The sequence below is a fragment of the Lacibacter luteus genome, from assembly GCF_004118265.1.
In the GTDB taxonomy this organism is placed as follows: Bacteria; Bacteroidota; Bacteroidia; order Chitinophagales; family Chitinophagaceae; genus Lacibacter; species Lacibacter luteus.
On record NZ_SDHW01000008.1, the window covers coordinates 69,183 to 87,364 of the forward strand.

At 41.7% G+C, this 18,182-nt stretch carries 10 protein-coding genes; 9 read left to right on the top strand and 1 reads right to left on the bottom strand.

What is annotated here, in order from left to right:
- Positions 1 to 8 precede the first annotated feature (8 nt).
- The 3 genes from ESA94_RS19685 to galA all read left to right on the top strand — a co-directional run bounded on the left by ESA94_RS19685 (position 9) and on the right by galA (position 7,332).
- Entirely contained in the window at positions 9 to 2,336 is a 2,328-nt protein-coding gene (locus ESA94_RS19685) for a GH92 family glycosyl hydrolase (protein ID WP_240671111.1), read from the top strand.
- 10 nt (positions 2,337 to 2,346) lie between these two features.
- Entirely contained in the window at positions 2,347 to 3,807 is a 1,461-nt protein-coding gene (locus ESA94_RS19690; protein ID WP_129132667.1) for a glycoside hydrolase family 28 protein, read from the top strand.
- 126 nt (positions 3,808 to 3,933) lie between these two features.
- Positions 3,934 to 7,332 carry a beta-galactosidase GalA gene (gene galA / locus ESA94_RS19695; RefSeq protein ID WP_129132668.1) on the top strand — a complete coding sequence of 1,133 codons (3,399 nt, stop codon included), beginning with the start codon at positions 3,934 to 3,936 and terminating at the stop codon, positions 7,330 to 7,332.
- Between the two features lie 61 nt (positions 7,333 to 7,393).
- On the opposite strand, the gene ESA94_RS19700 is transcribed toward galA, so the two are convergent.
- Complete coding sequence (locus ESA94_RS19700) at positions 7,394 to 8,101, bottom strand: FadR/GntR family transcriptional regulator (protein WP_129132669.1); 708 nt, start codon at positions 8,099 to 8,101, stop codon at positions 7,394 to 7,396.
- A 172-nt stretch (positions 8,102 to 8,273) separates the two neighbouring features.
- Between ESA94_RS19700 and ESA94_RS19705 the strand changes: the two genes are divergently transcribed.
- The 6 genes from ESA94_RS19705 to ESA94_RS19730 all read left to right on the top strand — a co-directional run bounded on the left by ESA94_RS19705 (position 8,274) and on the right by ESA94_RS19730 (position 18,175).
- Positions 8,274 to 11,549 carry a SusC/RagA family TonB-linked outer membrane protein gene (locus ESA94_RS19705; RefSeq protein ID WP_129132670.1) on the top strand — a complete coding sequence of 1,092 codons (3,276 nt, stop codon included), beginning with the start codon at positions 8,274 to 8,276 and terminating at the stop codon, positions 11,547 to 11,549.
- A 21-nt stretch (positions 11,550 to 11,570) separates the two neighbouring features.
- Positions 11,571 to 13,163, top strand: a complete 1,593-nt coding sequence (locus tag ESA94_RS19710; protein WP_129132671.1) for a RagB/SusD family nutrient uptake outer membrane protein — start codon at positions 11,571 to 11,573, stop codon at positions 13,161 to 13,163.
- 97 nt (positions 13,164 to 13,260) lie between these two features.
- Positions 13,261 to 14,202: a dihydrodipicolinate synthase family protein gene (locus ESA94_RS19715; RefSeq protein ID WP_129132672.1), complete on the top strand. Its 942-nt coding sequence runs from the start codon at positions 13,261 to 13,263 to the stop codon at positions 14,200 to 14,202.
- A 6-nt stretch (positions 14,203 to 14,208) separates the two neighbouring features.
- Positions 14,209 to 15,348: a Kelch repeat-containing protein gene (locus ESA94_RS19720; RefSeq protein ID WP_129132673.1), complete on the top strand. Its 1,140-nt coding sequence runs from the start codon at positions 14,209 to 14,211 to the stop codon at positions 15,346 to 15,348.
- Complete coding sequence (locus tag ESA94_RS19725; protein WP_129132674.1) at positions 15,345 to 16,565, top strand: MFS transporter; 1,221 nt, start codon at positions 15,345 to 15,347, stop codon at positions 16,563 to 16,565. Before ESA94_RS19720 ends, ESA94_RS19725 begins: the two co-directional genes overlap by 4 nt.
- Positions 16,566 to 16,588: 23 nt before the next feature.
- Positions 16,589 to 18,175, top strand: coding sequence for a sialidase family protein (locus ESA94_RS19730; protein WP_129132675.1), 1,587 nt, complete (start codon positions 16,589 to 16,591; stop codon positions 18,173 to 18,175).
- The last annotated feature ends 7 nt before the right edge of the window (positions 18,176 to 18,182 follow it).

An 18,182-nucleotide genomic window follows, 5' to 3' on the forward strand; every position in this document is an offset into this window, starting at 1 on the left:
TACAGGTTATGAAGAGAGTGACACAACAGAAGATAAATAGTAGCAATGCAGGCGACTACATAAAAAAAATATTCAGCTTACTGTTAGCAATGGCCTCGATGGAATTTGCAACTGCACAAAATTTAATGCAGTATGTGCAGCCATTATCGGGCACGGCATCATCTACAACCACCGCAGCTATTAAACACAGCGAAGCAGGCGGAACAGAAACAAACGCCAACACCATTCCGGCAGTCACACTTCCGTTTGCAATGATCCAATGGACAGCTCAAACAAAACAAACAGAGAATAAATGTGTGCCGCCTTACTTCTATAAAGATTCGTTACTCACGGGTTTTCGTGGGTCGCATTGGTTGAGTGGTTCCTGCACGCAGGATTACGGAAGCTTTACGGTGATGCCGATTGCCGGCACATTAAAAACAACAGCGAAAGATTATGCCGTTCGCTTTTCGCATAAAGATGAAATCACTTCGCCAGCTTATTACAAAGTGAAAGCCGGTGCAGTGATAACAGAGATCACTTCCACACTTCGTTGTGGCTTGTTGAAGTTTACCATGCAGCAGGATGATAGTTTGTATGTGTTGGTGACACCTAACAGCGATTATGCAAAAGGCTTTGTAAAAGTGGATGCAGCAAAAGGAGAGATATGGGGTTACAATCCGGCGCATCGTATTTACCAGGGTTGGGGCGAACCAACAGGTTTCAGCGGTTGGTTTTATATAAAGATCGAAAAGCGTTTTACAAAGCGTGGCACATTTGCTGGTGCAACTGTTTTTGCCAATGATAGTGTGTTGCAGAAGAAAGAAGGAGGTGCATTTGCCGGATTCAAGTTGAAGAAAGGTGAGCAGTTGCTGTTGCGTATCGGCACATCGTTCAGCAGTTTGGCAGCAGCAAGGAAAAATTTAGCAACAGAAGTTGGTGCAAAAGGTTTTGATGCCATACGTGCAGCTTCCACACAGCAATGGGAAAAAGCATTGTCACAGGTGCAGGTGCAAACAAACAATGAAAAAGATAAGCGTGTGTTTTATACAGCGATGTATCATTCCATGCAACATCCACGTTTGTTCAGCGATGTGGATGGAACGTATCCTTTGTTTGCAGGTCATGCAAAGCTGAAAAAAATGAATGGTAATTATTACGATGATTTTTCGATGTGGGATATTTACCGTGCACAATTGCCTTTGCTGGAAATTTTGAATCCAACGATGACGAATGATTTTGTGCGTTCGTTGATCTTGAAAAGTGAGCAGGGTGGTTGGTTACCCATCTTTCCCTGCTGGAACAGTTACACTGCTGCCATGATCGGCGATCATGTAACTGCATTCATTGCTTCGGCGTATAACAAAGGCATTCGTAATTATGATGTACATGCTGCTTATGCATTGATGCGGAAGAATGCATTTGAAACACCGGCCAGTTTTGCTGAGTATAAAAATGGTATGGGACGAAGAGCATTAACCTCGTACCTGCAATATGGTTTTGTGCCAATGGAAGACAGTGTACAGGAAGCCTTTCATAAAAAAGAACAGGTGAGCCGAACATTGGAATATGCGTTTGATGATTATGCATTAAGTGTTGTGGCAAAGGGATTGAATAAAACAGAAGATCATAGACTGCTTGCAAAACGTTCGCTCAATTATAAAAATGTGTTTGATTCTTCTGTTGGTATGATGCGTGGCCGGTCATCAACAGGAAAATGGCACGAACCATTCCGTCCCGATCTGCGTGAACCTTATATCACCGAAGGAACACCACGGCAGTATACGTTTTACGTACCACAGGATATTCCCGGTTTGGCAAAGCTGATGGGTGGAACAACAGCATTTGAAAATGCATTGGATAGTTTGTTCAGCAAAAATGAATACTGGCATGGCAATGAACCCGGTCACCAGATACCGTTTTTGTATAACTACACTTCATCGCCTTGCAAAACACAAAGCGAAGTACGCAGAATATTGGCAGAAGAATACAGTGATGGCCCCGGTGGATTAAGTGGCAATGATGATGCAGGACAAATGAGTGCATGGTATGTGTTTGCTGCAATGGGTTTTTATCCTGTCGATCCTGTTTCAAATAATTATCAGCTGAATTCTCCTTTGTTTGATAAGGTAACGATGAAGTTAAAAGGAAACAAAACATTCACATTGCAAACGCATAAAGCAAATCCGCAATCGCTTTACATTGATAAAGTAAAATGGAACGGAGTGCCCTACAACAAAAACTATATCACTTATCAAATGATCATGCAGGGCGGTATGCTGGAATTGTGGTTGACTGATAAGCCAACACAATGGGGTGCATTGCCTGCAAACAGACCAACAGGTTTAACTCAATAAAAGAATAGTCATGTCTACATTCAAAACATATTTCATTGTTGTGCTTTCGTTCATTTGTTTTTCTGCAGCAGCACAACAAGGCAATCGTCAGAAAGTATTTGTGGTAAAAGATTTTGGTGCTGTCGGCGATGGTAAAACAGATGATGCTGTTGCCATTCAAAAAGCAATTGATGCAGCGCATGCGGCTGGCGGTGGTACGGTGTTGTTCACTGCTCCGTTTGTGTACATGGCAAGCCCGATTACTGTAAAGTCGAATATTGAAATGCATTTTCAGGGAGGTGCTAAGTTGCTGGCCAATCCTGATGAGAAAGTGTATACGAAGAGTGCATTCCGCAGTAATCCTGGTGAAGGAACGATCTGGATCGGTGGTGAGAACGTAGAAAATTTTACCATCAGTGGCAACGGTGAAATTGATGGCAACGGTATTTCATTCATGGGTGCAGAGCTGGAAGATTCGTATGAGTTGAAACCATTCAATGTACTTGATCCCCGTCCGCATGTGTTGACCATTGTTGGCGGAAAGAATATCCGCATCCGTGATGTGAAGATCGGCAACTCGGCTTACTGGACAGTGCATCTGATCGGTTGCGATGATGTGGTGATCAGCGGTATTACATTAATCAACAGTTTAAAAGTGCGTAACAGCGATGGTATTGATCTTGATCACAGTAAGAATGTACGCATCAGTGATTGTTATATTGAAAGCGGTGATGATTGTATTTGTTTAAAGAACAGAAGAGAATATGAAGAGTTTGGTGTGTGCGAAAACATTACCGTTACCAACTGCACCATGACATCGAGAAGCTGTGCCATCAAGATCGGTTCGGAGAATATGGATACCATCCGCCAGGTACTCATTGATAATTGTATCATTAAAAAAAGCAACCGTGGTGTAGGTATTCAGCATAGAGATGAGGGTGTGGTGATGGATGTGATCTTTAGTAACATGATTATTGAAGGACATTTGTTCAGCGATGTGTGGTGGGGTAAAGCTGAACCGATTTACATTACAGCATACCGCCGTGCAAAGATCAATCACAAAGATGCCAACTGGCGTTTTCCCAAAGGAGCAACCGAAGGAAAAGTGGGTGTGGTGAAGAATATTTATTTCAGCAACATTAAATGTACCAGCGAAAACGGTGTGTATGTAAGCGCCGAATCGCAGGATAAAATTCAGAATGTGGTATTTGACAATGTGGATGTGTTCATCAATAAAACAACCAGCATACAAGGTGGTATTTATGATCGTCGTCCAACCAATGTGGAAGGCTTTGTAAAAGGAACAACTGCCGGTTTTTATTTTGATATGGTGAAGAAAATTGTAATGAGGAATTGTTCGGTAGAATGGGGTGATCAGAAAGTGAATTATTTTTCAAATGCCATCCGTAGTATGAATGTCGGTTCGTTGAAAAATTTTGGCTTCAGCGGCACATCCGCATTTCCTAAAACAGTGCCCGCCATCAAACAATGATGCATATCAGCAATACAATAGTTAAATAGTGGACTTTGTAAGCCGAAGAGCAATAACTTTACCCTCGTTCAATTTTTGCCCGTCCGACCTGGGTCATCCGGGCGGGCTTAGCAAAACAATCAAACAATGATGAGGGTATTTTTTCTTGCCATACTAACTGTATGCAGTTTGTTTACTGCTTCTGCTCAACGCAAACAAATTAATTTCGACAACAACTGGAAGTTTGCATTTGGTCATGCGGCCAATCCGGAAAAGGATTTCAACTACAGCATTAAAACTATTTTTTCAAAATCAGGAGCAGGAGCTGCTACGGCTATCGATCCGAAATTTAACGACAGCAGTTGGCGCTCTCTCAACCTTCCGCACGATTGGGCGGTTGAATTACCTTTTAGTTATGTAGATAATTTTGATGTGGAGAGTCATGGATACAAACCTGTTGGTGGATTGTTTCCTGCAACAAGTATTGGCTGGTATCGTAAACAATTCAAACTGGAGAAAGCAGATTCAGGCAGAAGGTTTCAACTGCAGTTCGATGGCATTTTTCGTGATGCACAGGTGTGGATCAACGGATTTTATTTGGGCAATAACAAGAGCGGTTATGTAGGAGCGAATTACGATGTAACGGATTTTCTCAACTTCGACCGCAGCAATGTTATTGTGGTAAGAGTTGATGCAACACAATACGAAGGTTGGTTTTACGAAGGTGCAGGCATTTACCGTCATGTGTGGTTGAACAGTTATCCAAGTGCACATATTGCAACAGATGGCGTGTTTGCTTATGCCACTATTAACGGCAACAAAGCAACGTTGAGTGTGGAGACAAGCCTTATCAATGAATATGGCGGTACAGGAAATTATTCTGTTGCTGCTTATGTAACCGACAGGGCAGGCAATAAAATTGCAGTTGGAAAAGAACAGTCCATTGCATTGGGTGTACTTGAAGAAAAAACCATCAAGCAAACCATTGCTGTCAACAATCCAACATTATGGTCACTGGAGAATCCTTACCTGAATCGTGTAGTGGTGGAATTGAAACAGAATGGAATAGTGATCGATCAACAGAAACTGCGTTTTGGTTTCCGTACTGTTGAAATAAAAACAAACGGTGTTTTTCTCAATGGAAAACAAATCAAACTTTACGGCACAAACAATCACCAGGATCATGCAGGTGTGGGCACTGCATTGCCTGATTATTTGCAATACTACCGCATTGGTCTGTTGAAAGAGATGGGTGTGAATGCTTATCGTACCAGTCATAATGCGCCAACACCGGAGCTACTTGATGCATGTGATAGTTTGGGTATGCTGGTGATGGATGAACAACGTTTGCTCAACAGCGGTGCTGAATACATGGATCAGTTTGAACGTTTGGTAAAACGTGACCGCAGCCGTACTTCTGTTTTTATGTGGAGCATTGGTAACGAAGAAGGATGGATCCACACCAACTCATTTGGCAAACGCATTGCCGAAACATTTATCGCTAAACAAAAACAACTCGATCCAACACGTACGTGTACGTATGCTGCTGATCTGGCGAATGTTTATAGAGGTGTGAATGAAGTGATTCCTGTACGCAGTTTCAACTATCGTCACTTTGCTGTGGCCGATTATCATAAAGATCATCCCAATCAACCGATCATTGGAACAGAAATGGGCAGCACTGTTACAACACGTGGTGCATTGGTAAAAGATTCCATTCGAGCTTATGTGCCCGACCAGGACATTACTGCTCCGTGGTGGGCAAGCAAAGCAGAAGATTGGTGGACGCTTGCTGCGACAAACGATTTCTGGTTAGGTGGTTTTGTATGGACAGGTTTTGATTATCGTGGTGAACCTACTCCGTACAAATGGCCGAACAGCAATTCGCATTTTGGTATTATGGATATGTGTGGCTTTCCAAAAAATATTTATTACTACTATCAAAGCTGGTGGACGGATAAAGATGTGTTGCATATTTCTCCGCACTGGAATCATCGTAACGAATGGGGACAACCGAAAAAACAAATTGATGTGTGGGTGAACAGTAACGCTGATAATGTAGAACTGTTTTTGAATGGAAAAAGCTTAGGCAAGAAAGATATGCCACGCAATAGTCACCTGCAATGGAAAGTAGAATTTGAGCCCGGCAAATTGGAAGCAGTTGCGTACAAGAAAGGTAAAAGGCTTACATCAAAAGTTGAAACAACGGGAGCGCCTGTTGAAGTATTGTTGACTCCGTACAAAACAACCATGCTTGCCGATGGTAAAGATGCAACGGTAATGAATGTAACCGTTGTTGATCGTGAAGGAAGAGAAGTGCCCGATGCCAACAACATGATCTATTTTAAAGTTGAAGGCGATGCCAAAATTATTGGTGTAGGCAATGGCGATCCCAGCAGTCATGAAGCAGATAAATGTGCAGATGGTTTGTGGCAACGCAGTTTGTTCAATGGTAAGTGCCAGGTGATCATTCAATCGGGTACAAAAGCCGGTATGTTTAAAGTAGAAGCCAGTGCGAATAATTTATTTACCGGTTCAACGGATGTGATCACGGTTGATCCTGCGAAAACAGGAACGATTACGATTGATGAAAAATATAAACTGAAAGGCGAAGAAGCAAAGTCAAGAGTGGTTGATCAAATGATCGGTGCAGATATTTCTTTCTTACCGGAGCTTGAAGCAAGAGGGATGAAATTTTCTGATAAAGCTGTAACGAAAGATGCGATCGAGATCATCAAAGATCATGGCATTAACTATGTGCGCCTGCGCATTTTTCATGATCCTGCACAAGACAGTGGTTATTCACCAAAGAAAGGTTTCTGCAATCTTGATTACACCAAACAAATGGCGAAGCGTGTGAAAGCTGCCGGATTAAAACTCTTGCTTGATTTTCATTATAGCGATTATTGGGCTGATCCGGGAAAACAATATAAGCCTAAGGCATGGAAAGGTCTTTCGTTTGAAGAGTTGAAGAAAGCCTTGTACGATTATACAAAGATGGTGATGGAAGAATTGAAAGCACAGGGCACATTGCCCGATATGGTGCAGGTAGGCAACGAGATCAATCATGGTATTGTGTGGCCCGATGGTAACGTGGCGAACATTGATCAACTGGCACAACTACTTTGTGCAGGTACGGCCGCAGTAAAAGCGGTTGAACCAAAAACACAAATGATGCTGCATGTGGCATTGGGTGGACAAAATAACGAATCGGTTTTCTTTATTGATAACATGGTTGCACGTGGCGTTCATTTTGATGTGATCGGTCAATCGTATTATCCAAAATGGCATGGCACATTGGCTGATCTTGAAAATAATCTGAATGATCTTGTTCGTCGCTACAACAAAGATGTGATCGTTGTTGAGTATTCAGCCTTGAAAGAAGAAGTGAACAAAATTGCGTTCAGTTTGCCCAATGGAAAAGGGAAGGGTACCTGTATTTGGGAACCACTCAGCACATGGGAAAAGTTTTTTGATAACGATAGGAAGTCGAATAAGTATTTACTGTTGTACGATGAGATGAGTAAGCAATATCTCAACAAATAAATTGTAGCAATTGATAAATACAAACGGGCAACAATTGTTGCCCGTTTGTATTTTAAGCATGTTATTCAAATATCCTTGAAAAATGATTTTCCAAATGGTTACGCATACCATTGCGGAATTGTTCGGGTGTTCCTTTTTCTAATATCTCCACCAGTTCCTTATGCGAAACGAATGTTTTTAATGCAGGTTGTTTTTTCAATAGGCCGCTGTTGTGTACATAATCAAATACAGGTAGCAACATGCGCTGGAACTTTTTCATCGTTTCATTTCCTGTTATCTCGTACAGCTTTCCATGAAAAGCAATTTCATGTTGCACATTAAATAAATGATCCTGTGCTGCTGGTGGTTCATTAGCTACGATTTGTTTTAATTCTTTGATATCATCTTTAGTAACACGATGAAAAAGAAAATCGGCCATACCAATTTCCAGCACCAATCGTATTTCGAAAACTTCTTTTAAAGTTTCCGGCGAAAGGATATGCGGATTCATACTCTTGTCAAGATTTCCAAACAGATCCGGACTGGTAATAACAGCACCTTTCTTCTTTTTCGATTCGATCAAACCCATCAATCGTAAGCGCAACAACGCTTCACGTATAACCGTACGACTAACACCCAACGCTTCCGCCAGTTCAATTTCTTTGGGAATACTGTCGCCCACTTTCAGCTTTTGCTGCTGCAGTAACTCCACCAGGTTGGCTTCAACTTTATCCACCAGGCTGCTGGTTTCAATGGTCTTCAGGTGTCCGTTCAAGAGTGTTTTCGTCATATTATGTAATACTTAATTATTCAAAATTAGGAAAATCGGCCCATTGGCTTTCAAAATCTGCATTGATTCTTAATTACTTAATATAATCTAAAAAATTTATTTGGCAATAAGATAGAATCTTCGTTAACTTTATTATGTCATACATAATACAAAAATAAACAAAATCTGCTGTATGAGATCTTTATTGCTGCTTGGGTTTATGCTGATCACGAGCCTCTTTTCAATAGAGGCATCAGCGCAAACTGTAAAAATTTCCGGGTTGGTATTATCAAAGGATGATAATGCGGCTGTACCCGATGTTTCGGTAACTGTAAAAGGAAAAGGAGCCGGAACAAAAACAGATGCTGAAGGCCGGTTCAGCATTAGTGCTGCTATCGGCGATGTGCTTGTTTTTTCAGGCGTAAGTTTTATTGCGCAGGAAGTAAAAATTGAAACTGCGAACGATCTCACTGTTACGCTTGCTCCATCTGCAACAAAAATGGATGAAGTGGTAGTGGTGGGTTTTGGTACGCAAAAGAAATCGAAGATCACGGGGTCGGTTAGCAAGCTTGATCCAAAAGTGTTGCAAACCGGTGTGCGTTCAAACCCGGCTTCTGCATTGGCAGGAACTATTCCGGGTTTGCGTGTGCAACAAACATCGGGTCGTCCCGGTGCTGTGCCCAGCATTGTATTGCGTGGCGGTACCAACTATAATGGTACGGGCTCGCCATTGATTCTTGTTGATGGTTTGGTGCGTGCTGGTTTCTTTGAAGTAAACCAGGAAGATATTGAGTCGATGGAAGTATTGAAAGATGCATCGGCTACAGCTATCTATGGTGCACGTGCAAACAATGGTGTAATTCTTATCACCACGAAAAAAGGAAAAGCAGGTACATCAAAAATTACCGTGGGTTCAAAAGTGGGTGTTAACCGTTTGAATCTTCCGTTTGAATTTTTGAATGCAAGAGATTATCTCTACTACTCCCGTAATGCAGTAAAGACTTCCGGTATTTATGATGCATCACGTTTATCACAATTAACTGCTGCCGGTCCTTTTGGTACAGGTAACCGTTATCTCGATGGAAGCGGGAATGTAATTGATGGTAACGCCAACTCATTGGGTGTTTGGAGTACCATGAAACTCGATAACACAAACCGTCATAAGCTGAATGATGGTTGGGAAACCATGATCGATCCCGTCAACGGAACAGACACACTCATCTTCCGCAATTTTAATTATAAAGATTACGCATTGCGTGATTACAGTTTAACACAGGATCACAACGTATCGATGAGTGGCGGTAACGATAAAGGAAAATATTATGCAGGCTTTGGTATGTACGATGAAAAAGGTTTGCCCATCAATACATTCTATCGCCGTTACACATTTGTGTTGAACAGTGAATACAAGATACGTCCTTGGTTGACTTCTACTTCTAACTTAAACTTTGCCAATGCAAAATGGCGTGATCCTGTTACTAATTCAGAAGGTAACTATCTCTCACGTTCATTAGGTGCACCTCCAACCATGCGTGGCTGGAACGAGAAAGGTGAATTGCTTGTTGGTAGAGACAGAGGCGATGGTAACCCATTGGTGAACGATGCAAAATTTATCCGTAACAATAACAGCGATAAGTTCACGATCTCACAAGGGTTTAAAATTGATCTGTTGAAAAACCTGTATTTAAAAACAAGTGCCAACCTGTTTTACGATGAAGGTTTTAACGAAAGCTTTGACAGAGATTTTCTGCAAAGCCCCGGTAACATTAATCGTACACGTTCATCATCTGCATCGTTTGGCCGCAGTTTAAGTCAAACTTATAATGCAGTGATCGATTACAATAAAAGTTTTGGTGATCATGACCTTGATGTAATGGCCGGTTCGGAATACTATGATATTTATACCTATGGTCTTTCTGCATCAGGCTCACAGGCACCGTCAGACGATTTTCTTGATCTGCAATATGTTCGTCGTGATGCAACAACACAACCATCGGTTGATTCATACCACGAACGTCAACGCATTCTTTCATTCTTTGGTCGTGCTACTTACGATTACAAAGAAAAATACCTGGTAACAGGAACAGTTCGTAGCGATGGTTATTCAAAACTCATCAACAACCGTTGGGGTACATTCCCGGGTGTGTCTGTTGGTTGGAATTTGCACAAAGAAGATTTCTTCAATGTAAAATGGATCAACGCACTCAAGTTGCGTGCAAGCTATGGACAGAATGGTAACGTAAGCGGCATCAGTGCGTATGGTTTGCAAGGTGGTTATAGTGTTAACCGTTATAACACATCAACAGGTTATTTGTTTTCAACACCACCATTTCCTGATCTGTTGTGGGAACGTTCTTCTACTTACGAAGCAGGTGCAGAAGGAAATATTCTTGGTAAGATCGATTTCACCATCGCATTTTACAAGCGTATTACATCAAACAAAATCTCAAGCTTCAACTTACCTGCAACTTCTGGTATTACCAGTTTAACAACCAACAACGGTAGTATGCAGAACCAGGGTGTGGAAGTGGATGTAAACTATTCCATCATCCGTAAAAGAGATTTCCAGGTTGATGTTGCTGCAAACTTTGCATACAATGCCAACAAAGTATTGAAGCTTCCTAACAATGGATTAGAGAACAACAGACAAGGTGGTTTCCAGGTTTGGGATCCATCACAAAAGAAAATGATCTGGGTTGGCGGTACACAGCAAGGACAGGATCCAAACGTTGCGTATGCTTATGTGGCTGATGGATTGTACCGTACACAAGCGGAGTTGGATGCACATGGTAACCGTGTTGATCTGAACGGTGCAAAAATTTTATTAGGTACTGCAAAATGGGCTGCATTAACACCAGCACAACGTGCAAACTATTACAACATTGCTTTGGGTGATGTGCGTTGGAAAGATGTTGATCAGAATGATACCATTGATTTTCGTGATCGTGTTTACATGGGTCGTACTGTTCCCCGTTTCACAGGTGGTTTCTCTGCCTCTGCACGTTGGAAAGGTTTGTCAGTAAGTGCACGTTTCGATTATGCGTTGGGCTTTGTAGCGTATGATGGTCCACGTGCCTGGTTCATGGGTAATGCACAAGGTACATTCAACACCATTAAAGATGTGTACGATACATGGACTCCAACAAATGTGAATGCAAAGTATCCAACGTACTATTGGGCCGATCAGTTGTTTAAGAACAACGTATTGCGTGAGTCAAGCATGTTCTATAAAAAAGGCGATTACCTCGCATTGCGTGAGATCAACATCAACTATGCATTGCCGTTACAGTGGGCAAATGCTATCAAAAGCCAGGGCATTAACTTTTCTGTTACCATGCAGAATGTTGCTTACTTAAGTAAAGCAACGTTGTACTCTCCTGAATCGGGAAGTATAGCCAACTCAGCAGCAGGCGCAGGTGGTTATCCGCTTCCACGCATTATCATTTTTGGTGCACAGGTAACATTTTAATTCATTTCAATAGTTATAAAGATGAAAAAGATATTCAATGGTTTGTTTCTGCTGGCAATGATCGTTTCGATGAATGCCTGCAAAAAATTAGAACTGGCGCCGGAAGATTATTATGCCAGTGGAAACTTCTGGAAAACCGCTGCTCAGGTAGACGGTGCTATGGTTGGTTTACATAATCAACTGAGAGGTTTTCAATTTACATTTTTCACACTTGCTGAATTACGTGGAGGTGTGTTTAAAGATGCAACAGGTGCAACCGGAACATCATCACTCAACTCTGCAAATATTATTCGCCAGGATTTGCGTGAATCAAGTTCAGGCGTGAGCAGTTGGGCAGGTTTGTATGGTCCTATCTTCCAGGTAAATCTGTTTATTTACAATGTAGAGAAAGCAGATTTCTTAGCTGAAGCAGATAAGAAATATTATCTCGGACAGGCTTATGGCATCCGTGCCTATTATTACTTTCATCTGTATCGAACCTACGGTCGTGTGCCATTGGCAACAGAACCAAAAGTGTTGACCAATACACCAACATCTGCAGAGCAGGCATATTTAGCTCGTACAAAAACAGAAAAGGAATCATTGGATTTTATTAAGGCAGATGTTGAACGTTCGGCTACCAACTTCGGTACAAACTATACAGTGAAATTCAGCAAAGCCATGTGGTCGTTACTGGCAACACAAATGCTGAAAGCAGAAGTGTATTTGTGGAGTGCGAAAGTAAAGATCGATGGAGCTGCACCAACAACTACCACTGCCGATCTTGCAACAGCACGTACAGCTGTAGAAGATGTAATTGCACGTACTGCTAAACTCAACAGCTTTGCCGATGTGTTTAAGTATGGCAACAAAGGCAACAACGAAGTGATCTTTGCGATGCGTTACCAGGTTGGTGAAGCAACAAATAACTATGGACAGTTTATCTATGCACAAACCGATCCGATGAGCAGTTTTGTAACAGTTGGTGGTGCGCCTTTAACATCCGATCAGGCAGGTGCATCTGCAGCTGATCCGTTGAAAATTGCAGGTGGCGGTACCATTATCCGTTACGAATACAAATACGATCTGTTTACGAAGTACGATACTGCAACCGACTTGCGTGCACGATCAACCTTCTTCGATTTTTATCGCACACCAACAGCAACTGCATCAAACAAATTTGTGAACCTGCGTAAATTCTTAGGCACGATAGATGGTACCAACAGAAGTTTTGCAGATGATGTACCGGTATATCGTTGGGCAGAAGCATTGTTGATCTTAGCTGAGATCAAGAACAAGCAAGGACAAGATCCTTCTGTTGAGATCAATGCAGTTCGTCAGCGTGCTTATGGCAGCAATCCATATCCTGTTTATGTAAACGGAAGTTTTGAAGCAAATGAAATTACCATCTTCGAAGAGAGAGGAAAAGAATTTGTTGCAGAAGGAAAACGTTGGTACGATCTGCGCCGCATGCAGGATGCAACAGGCGATCCGCTTGCATTCCGTACCGATCTGCCATTGATTGGTGTGTTGGATAAAGCAACACAATCGTACAAATTGTTATGGCCTATCGACCGGTCAACATTAAACCAGGATCCAACGCTTGAACAAAACATTGGTTATCCCGGAACATAAATCAGTAATCGTTAGTTAATAATCAGCAGTTAGTTTACCGGGAGTAGTCTTACTCCCGGTTTTAAAAAGTATTACCTAAATTTTAGAACTTGTGAATATGAACAGAAAATATTTAGAAGGATTGATTGCCGCACCATTTACACCCATGCATAAAGATGGTTCACTCAATCTTACCATTATACCGGCGTATTATGAAATGTTGAAAGCAAACGGCGTGAAAGGTGCGTTTATTTGCGGATCAACAGGAGAGGGTGTTTCGTTATCGTTAAACGAAAAGAAAGCAGTAGCTGAAGCATGGGCTGCTGTTACAAAAGATGATGCCGGTTTTATTGTGATGCCTTTGCTGGGCGGCACTTGTTTAACTGATTGTAAAGAACTGGCCTTGCATGCAAAAGAGATCGGGCTTGATGCTATTTCGTTTACAGCACCATTTTATTTTAAACCTGCTTCGGTAGAAATGCTGGCGAAGGCTTGCAGTGAAGTTGCATCGGTAGTACCTGATATGCCGTTCTATTATTATCATATTCCGGTGTTAACAGGTGTAGGTTTCCCGATGATTGAATTACTAAAAGCAGTGGATGATCTTATTCCCAATTTTGCAGGTATAAAATACACACATGAAGATTTTATGGATTTTCTTTCCTGCATGAATTTCAAAGATGGGAAGTATGATATGCTGTGGGGACGGGATGAAAACATGTTGCCGGCATTGGCATTGGGTACAAAAGCAGCAGTTGGCAGTACCTTTAACTATGCAGCGCCGTTGTATTACGATTTGATCGATGCATTTAACAACGGCGAATTAAAAACAGCGAATGCTTTACAGCAAAAGTCAATCGATATGATTACTTTGTTGGGTAAGTACGGCGGTATTGCAACAGGTAAAGCATATATGAAATTGCTGGGCATCGATTGTGGTGAGTTCCGTTTGCCTGTAAAGAATATGACAGTAACGGAATTTGAATTATTTAAGAAAGACGTGGAAGCAGTTGGCTTCAATACATTTTCATCACGCTTACAATCCGCAGTGAATGCATAAACAGTAATGATCCGTTTATACATATCGTTTCTTTCACTTCTCATGTTTTTTACTACAGCTATACAAGCACAGAAAAAACAGGAGCTGAAACTGCAATGGAGTATTGCAGCAGAGCTTCCTGTTACCACAAACGGACAAACTGCATTAGGTTTTGCCGGAATGGTTGCTGCTGTGCACAACAATAAATTAATAATTGCCGGTGGTGCAAACTTTCCGGATGCCATGCCTTGGAACGGCGGCAAGAAAAAATATTACGATGATGTGTATGTGTATGCAAAGAAGGGAAGCCGCTTTGTTTTGCAACAGCAAACAAAATTAACCGAGGCCATTGCGTATGCTGCAAGTGGTTCCACAACAAAAGGAATTGTAGTTGCAGGTGGTGAAAATGAACATGGTCTCAGCAAAAAAGTGTACCTGCTTACCATAAACAACACAACGGTTGCAACAACATCGTTGCCCGATCTTCCATTTGCTGTTACCAATGCATCGTTGACTGTTGTCGATTCGAAAATTTATTTGGGTGGAGGTGAAACAGCAACAGAAACAAGCAACCAGTTCATCGTACTTGATCTCAATAACATTGCAAGTGGCTGGCAACAGTTACCTCAATTGTCCAAGCCAACGTCGCATGCAGTATTGCTTGCAATTAACAATGAAATTTATCTCGCAGGTGGCCGTAAGAAAAACAGCAACGGCATCAGCGATTTGTACAGCTCCGTTTATACATTCAATACCTTAACCAATCAGTGGACAGAAAAAGCAGCACTGCCTTATGCATTAAGTGCTGGCAGTGGTGTTGTTTATCAAAACAAAATCTTGTTGTTTGGTGGTGATAAAGGTGCAACCTTTCATCGCACAGAAGAATTAATTGCAGCCATCAACAACAGCAAAGACGAAAACGAAAAGCAACGGTTGACCGAAGAGAAAGCAAAACTGCAAACCAATCATCCGGGGTTCAGTAAAGAAATATTAGCATACGATATTATTGCTGATTCGTGGCAAATGATCGGCAACATTCCTTACGATACACCTGTTACTACTACAGCAGTGAAATGGAATGATTGTTTTATTCTTCCAAGCGGAGAAATAAAAGCAGGGATTCGTTCTTCGTTTATTTTATCAGTTAAAACAACAACTCGAAAATGAGTAGTTCGAAATCATATCCCTGGATCGTTGTTGGTTTACTCTGGGTAGTGGCCCTGCTCAATTATATGGACAGGCAAATGCTCAGCACCATGAAACCATCCATGATGCTGGATATTGCCGAGCTGCAAACAGCTACCAATTTCGGCAGACTCATGGCCATCTTTTTATGGATCTATGGTTTTATGAGTCCCGTTGCAGGTATGATCGCTGATCGCATCAACCGTAAATGGCTCATTGTTGTCAGTCTGTTTGTATGGAGTGCAGTTACATGGACGATGGGCTATGCACAAAACTTCACACAACTTTACTGGCTGCGTGCTGTCATGGGCGTTAGTGAGGCGTTGTACATTCCTGCAGGTTTATCACTCATTGCCGATTACCATAGCGATAAAACAAGGTCACTGGCAGTTGGTATTCACATGACAGGTTTGTATATGGGGCAAGCGCTTGGTGGCTTTGGTGCAACCATTGCATCAGCTTTCTCTTGGAAAACTGCTTTTCATACATTTGGTTTGATCGGTATTTGTTATGCTGTTGTGCTGATGGTTTTCCTGCGGGAGAAAAAAGCAACAACAATTGAAACAACACAAACAGAAAAGCCATCTATTACAAAAGGTCTTGCATTACTCTTCAGCAATATTTCTTTCTGGATCATCTTACTGTATTTCGCAGTACCAAGTTTGCCTGGCTGGGGCGTAAAGAACTGGCTGCCGACATTGTTTGCCGATAGCTTACAAATTGATATGTCGAAAGCAGGTCCATTATCAACCATCACCATTGCAGCATCATCTTTTATCGGTGTCATCTTCGGTGGTATTTTGTCCGATCGCTGGGTGCAGAAAAATATTCGTGGAAGAATTTATACCAGTGCCATAGGTTTGGGTTTAACCATCCCTTCGTTGTTGTTTGTTGGTTTCGGAAGTTCGTTGTTCAGTGTAATTGGTGCAGCATTCTGTTTTGGTTTCGGCTTTGGTATGTTCGATGCGAACAATATGCCCATCCTTTGCCAGTTTGTTTCATCAAAGTACAGAGCAACAGCATATGGACTGATGAACATGGTTGGTGTGTTTGCGGGTGCATTCATCACCGATTGGTTAGGCAAATCAACTGATGCCGGAAACCTGGGAAGAGATTTTGCCATGTTGGCCGGTATTGTATTGGTGGCTTTGGTTGTGCAATTGTTATTTCTTAAACCTAAATCAACAAGTGTTGATTAATCAGTAAAGTGTAAACGATTGATATGAACAAAAAGAGATTTTATTTTTTAGTGTGGTGTTTGTTAATAGCTGCACCAGTTGTATTTGCACAAAGCAAATCAATTATTAAAATTACTGCTATATCGCCGGTAGTTCCTGCTGTAAAAAGAGTTGATCAGAATTTACTGATGCAGATACGCATTTATGTGCCCGCAGGTAAAACAGTTACGTATAAGCAACTGCAGCTGAGTTTTGATAAAGCGGCAGTGGCTGCTATCAGCAAAATTGAATTGTACAATGCAAACACCGAGGCAGTATTGAACAAATCGGCGGTATTACTGACATCGTCCGAAAAAATAACAGCAACAACTGTATTGCCGATCGATCTTACTGTCAATCCTGGCATCATCAATTTACTTGTCTCTGTAACGCTTAATGAAAATGCAATCGTAGGCAGTAAGTTTTTTGCAAAAGCAACACAGTTAGTTACAACAAAAAACGAAAAGCACTTGGTTGTTGAAAAAGCAAGCACAGCTACGGTGAAAACTTCTAATGTGCATCGTGTAGCAGAAGCAGTGCGTTTGGCTGCTGAAGACAATGTACATTCTTATCGCATACCAGGTATGATCACTACCAATAAAGGAACATTGATTACTGTGTATGATGTGCGTTATAAAAACAGTGCTGATCTTCCCGGTAATATTGATGTGGGTATGAGTCGTAGTACCGATGGCGGACAAACATGGCAGCCAATGAAAATTATTATGGACATGGGCGAGCCGCATGAAAACAATGGCATTGGTGATCCTTGTATTCTTTTCGATCCTGTTACAAAAAAATTATGGGTAGCTGCATTGTGGAGCAAAGGCAATCGTTCCATTGCAGGTTCAAAGCCGGGACTTTCACCCGATACAACAGGACAGTTTGTGTTCGTGAGCAGCGATGATGATGGTGTTACATGGAGCAAGCCGTACAGCATTACCGAACAGGTAAAAAATCCTGCGTGGCATTTGTATTTCAATGGTCCGGGTAATGGTATTGCTATGCAAAACGGCACATTGGTTTTTCCATCGCAGTATTGGGATGAAACAACAAAACCTTCTTCCGTTGGTATTCCGCATTCATCGATTATCTACAGCAACGATCATGGTAAAACATGGAAGAGTGGCGTGGGTGCAAAAAGCAACACAACAGAAGCGCAGGTAGTAGAAACAACTCCCGGCACATTAATGCTGAACATGCGTGATAACCGTGGACGTTACAGAAGTGTGGCAACAACAAAAGATATGGGACAAACATGGACAGAGCATGCAACTTCTTATGAAGCATTGATCGATCCTGTTTGCCAGGCCAGCATTATTAAAGCAAGAGTAAATGTAAAAGGACAAATGAAAGATGTGTTGTTCTTCAGCAACGTTAATTCCGATCGTGCAAGGATCAATACTACTGTGAAAGCAAGTCTTGATATGGGAGAAACATGGTTGCCTGCCAATGAATTGCTGATCGATGCAAGAGGAAGTTGGGGTTATTCTGTTTTGTCGAGGATCGATGACCATCATCTCGGATTGTTTTACGAAGGCACAGGTGCCATGTATTTTATCCGTATTCCTGTAAATGATATCATTAAATAAATCAGTT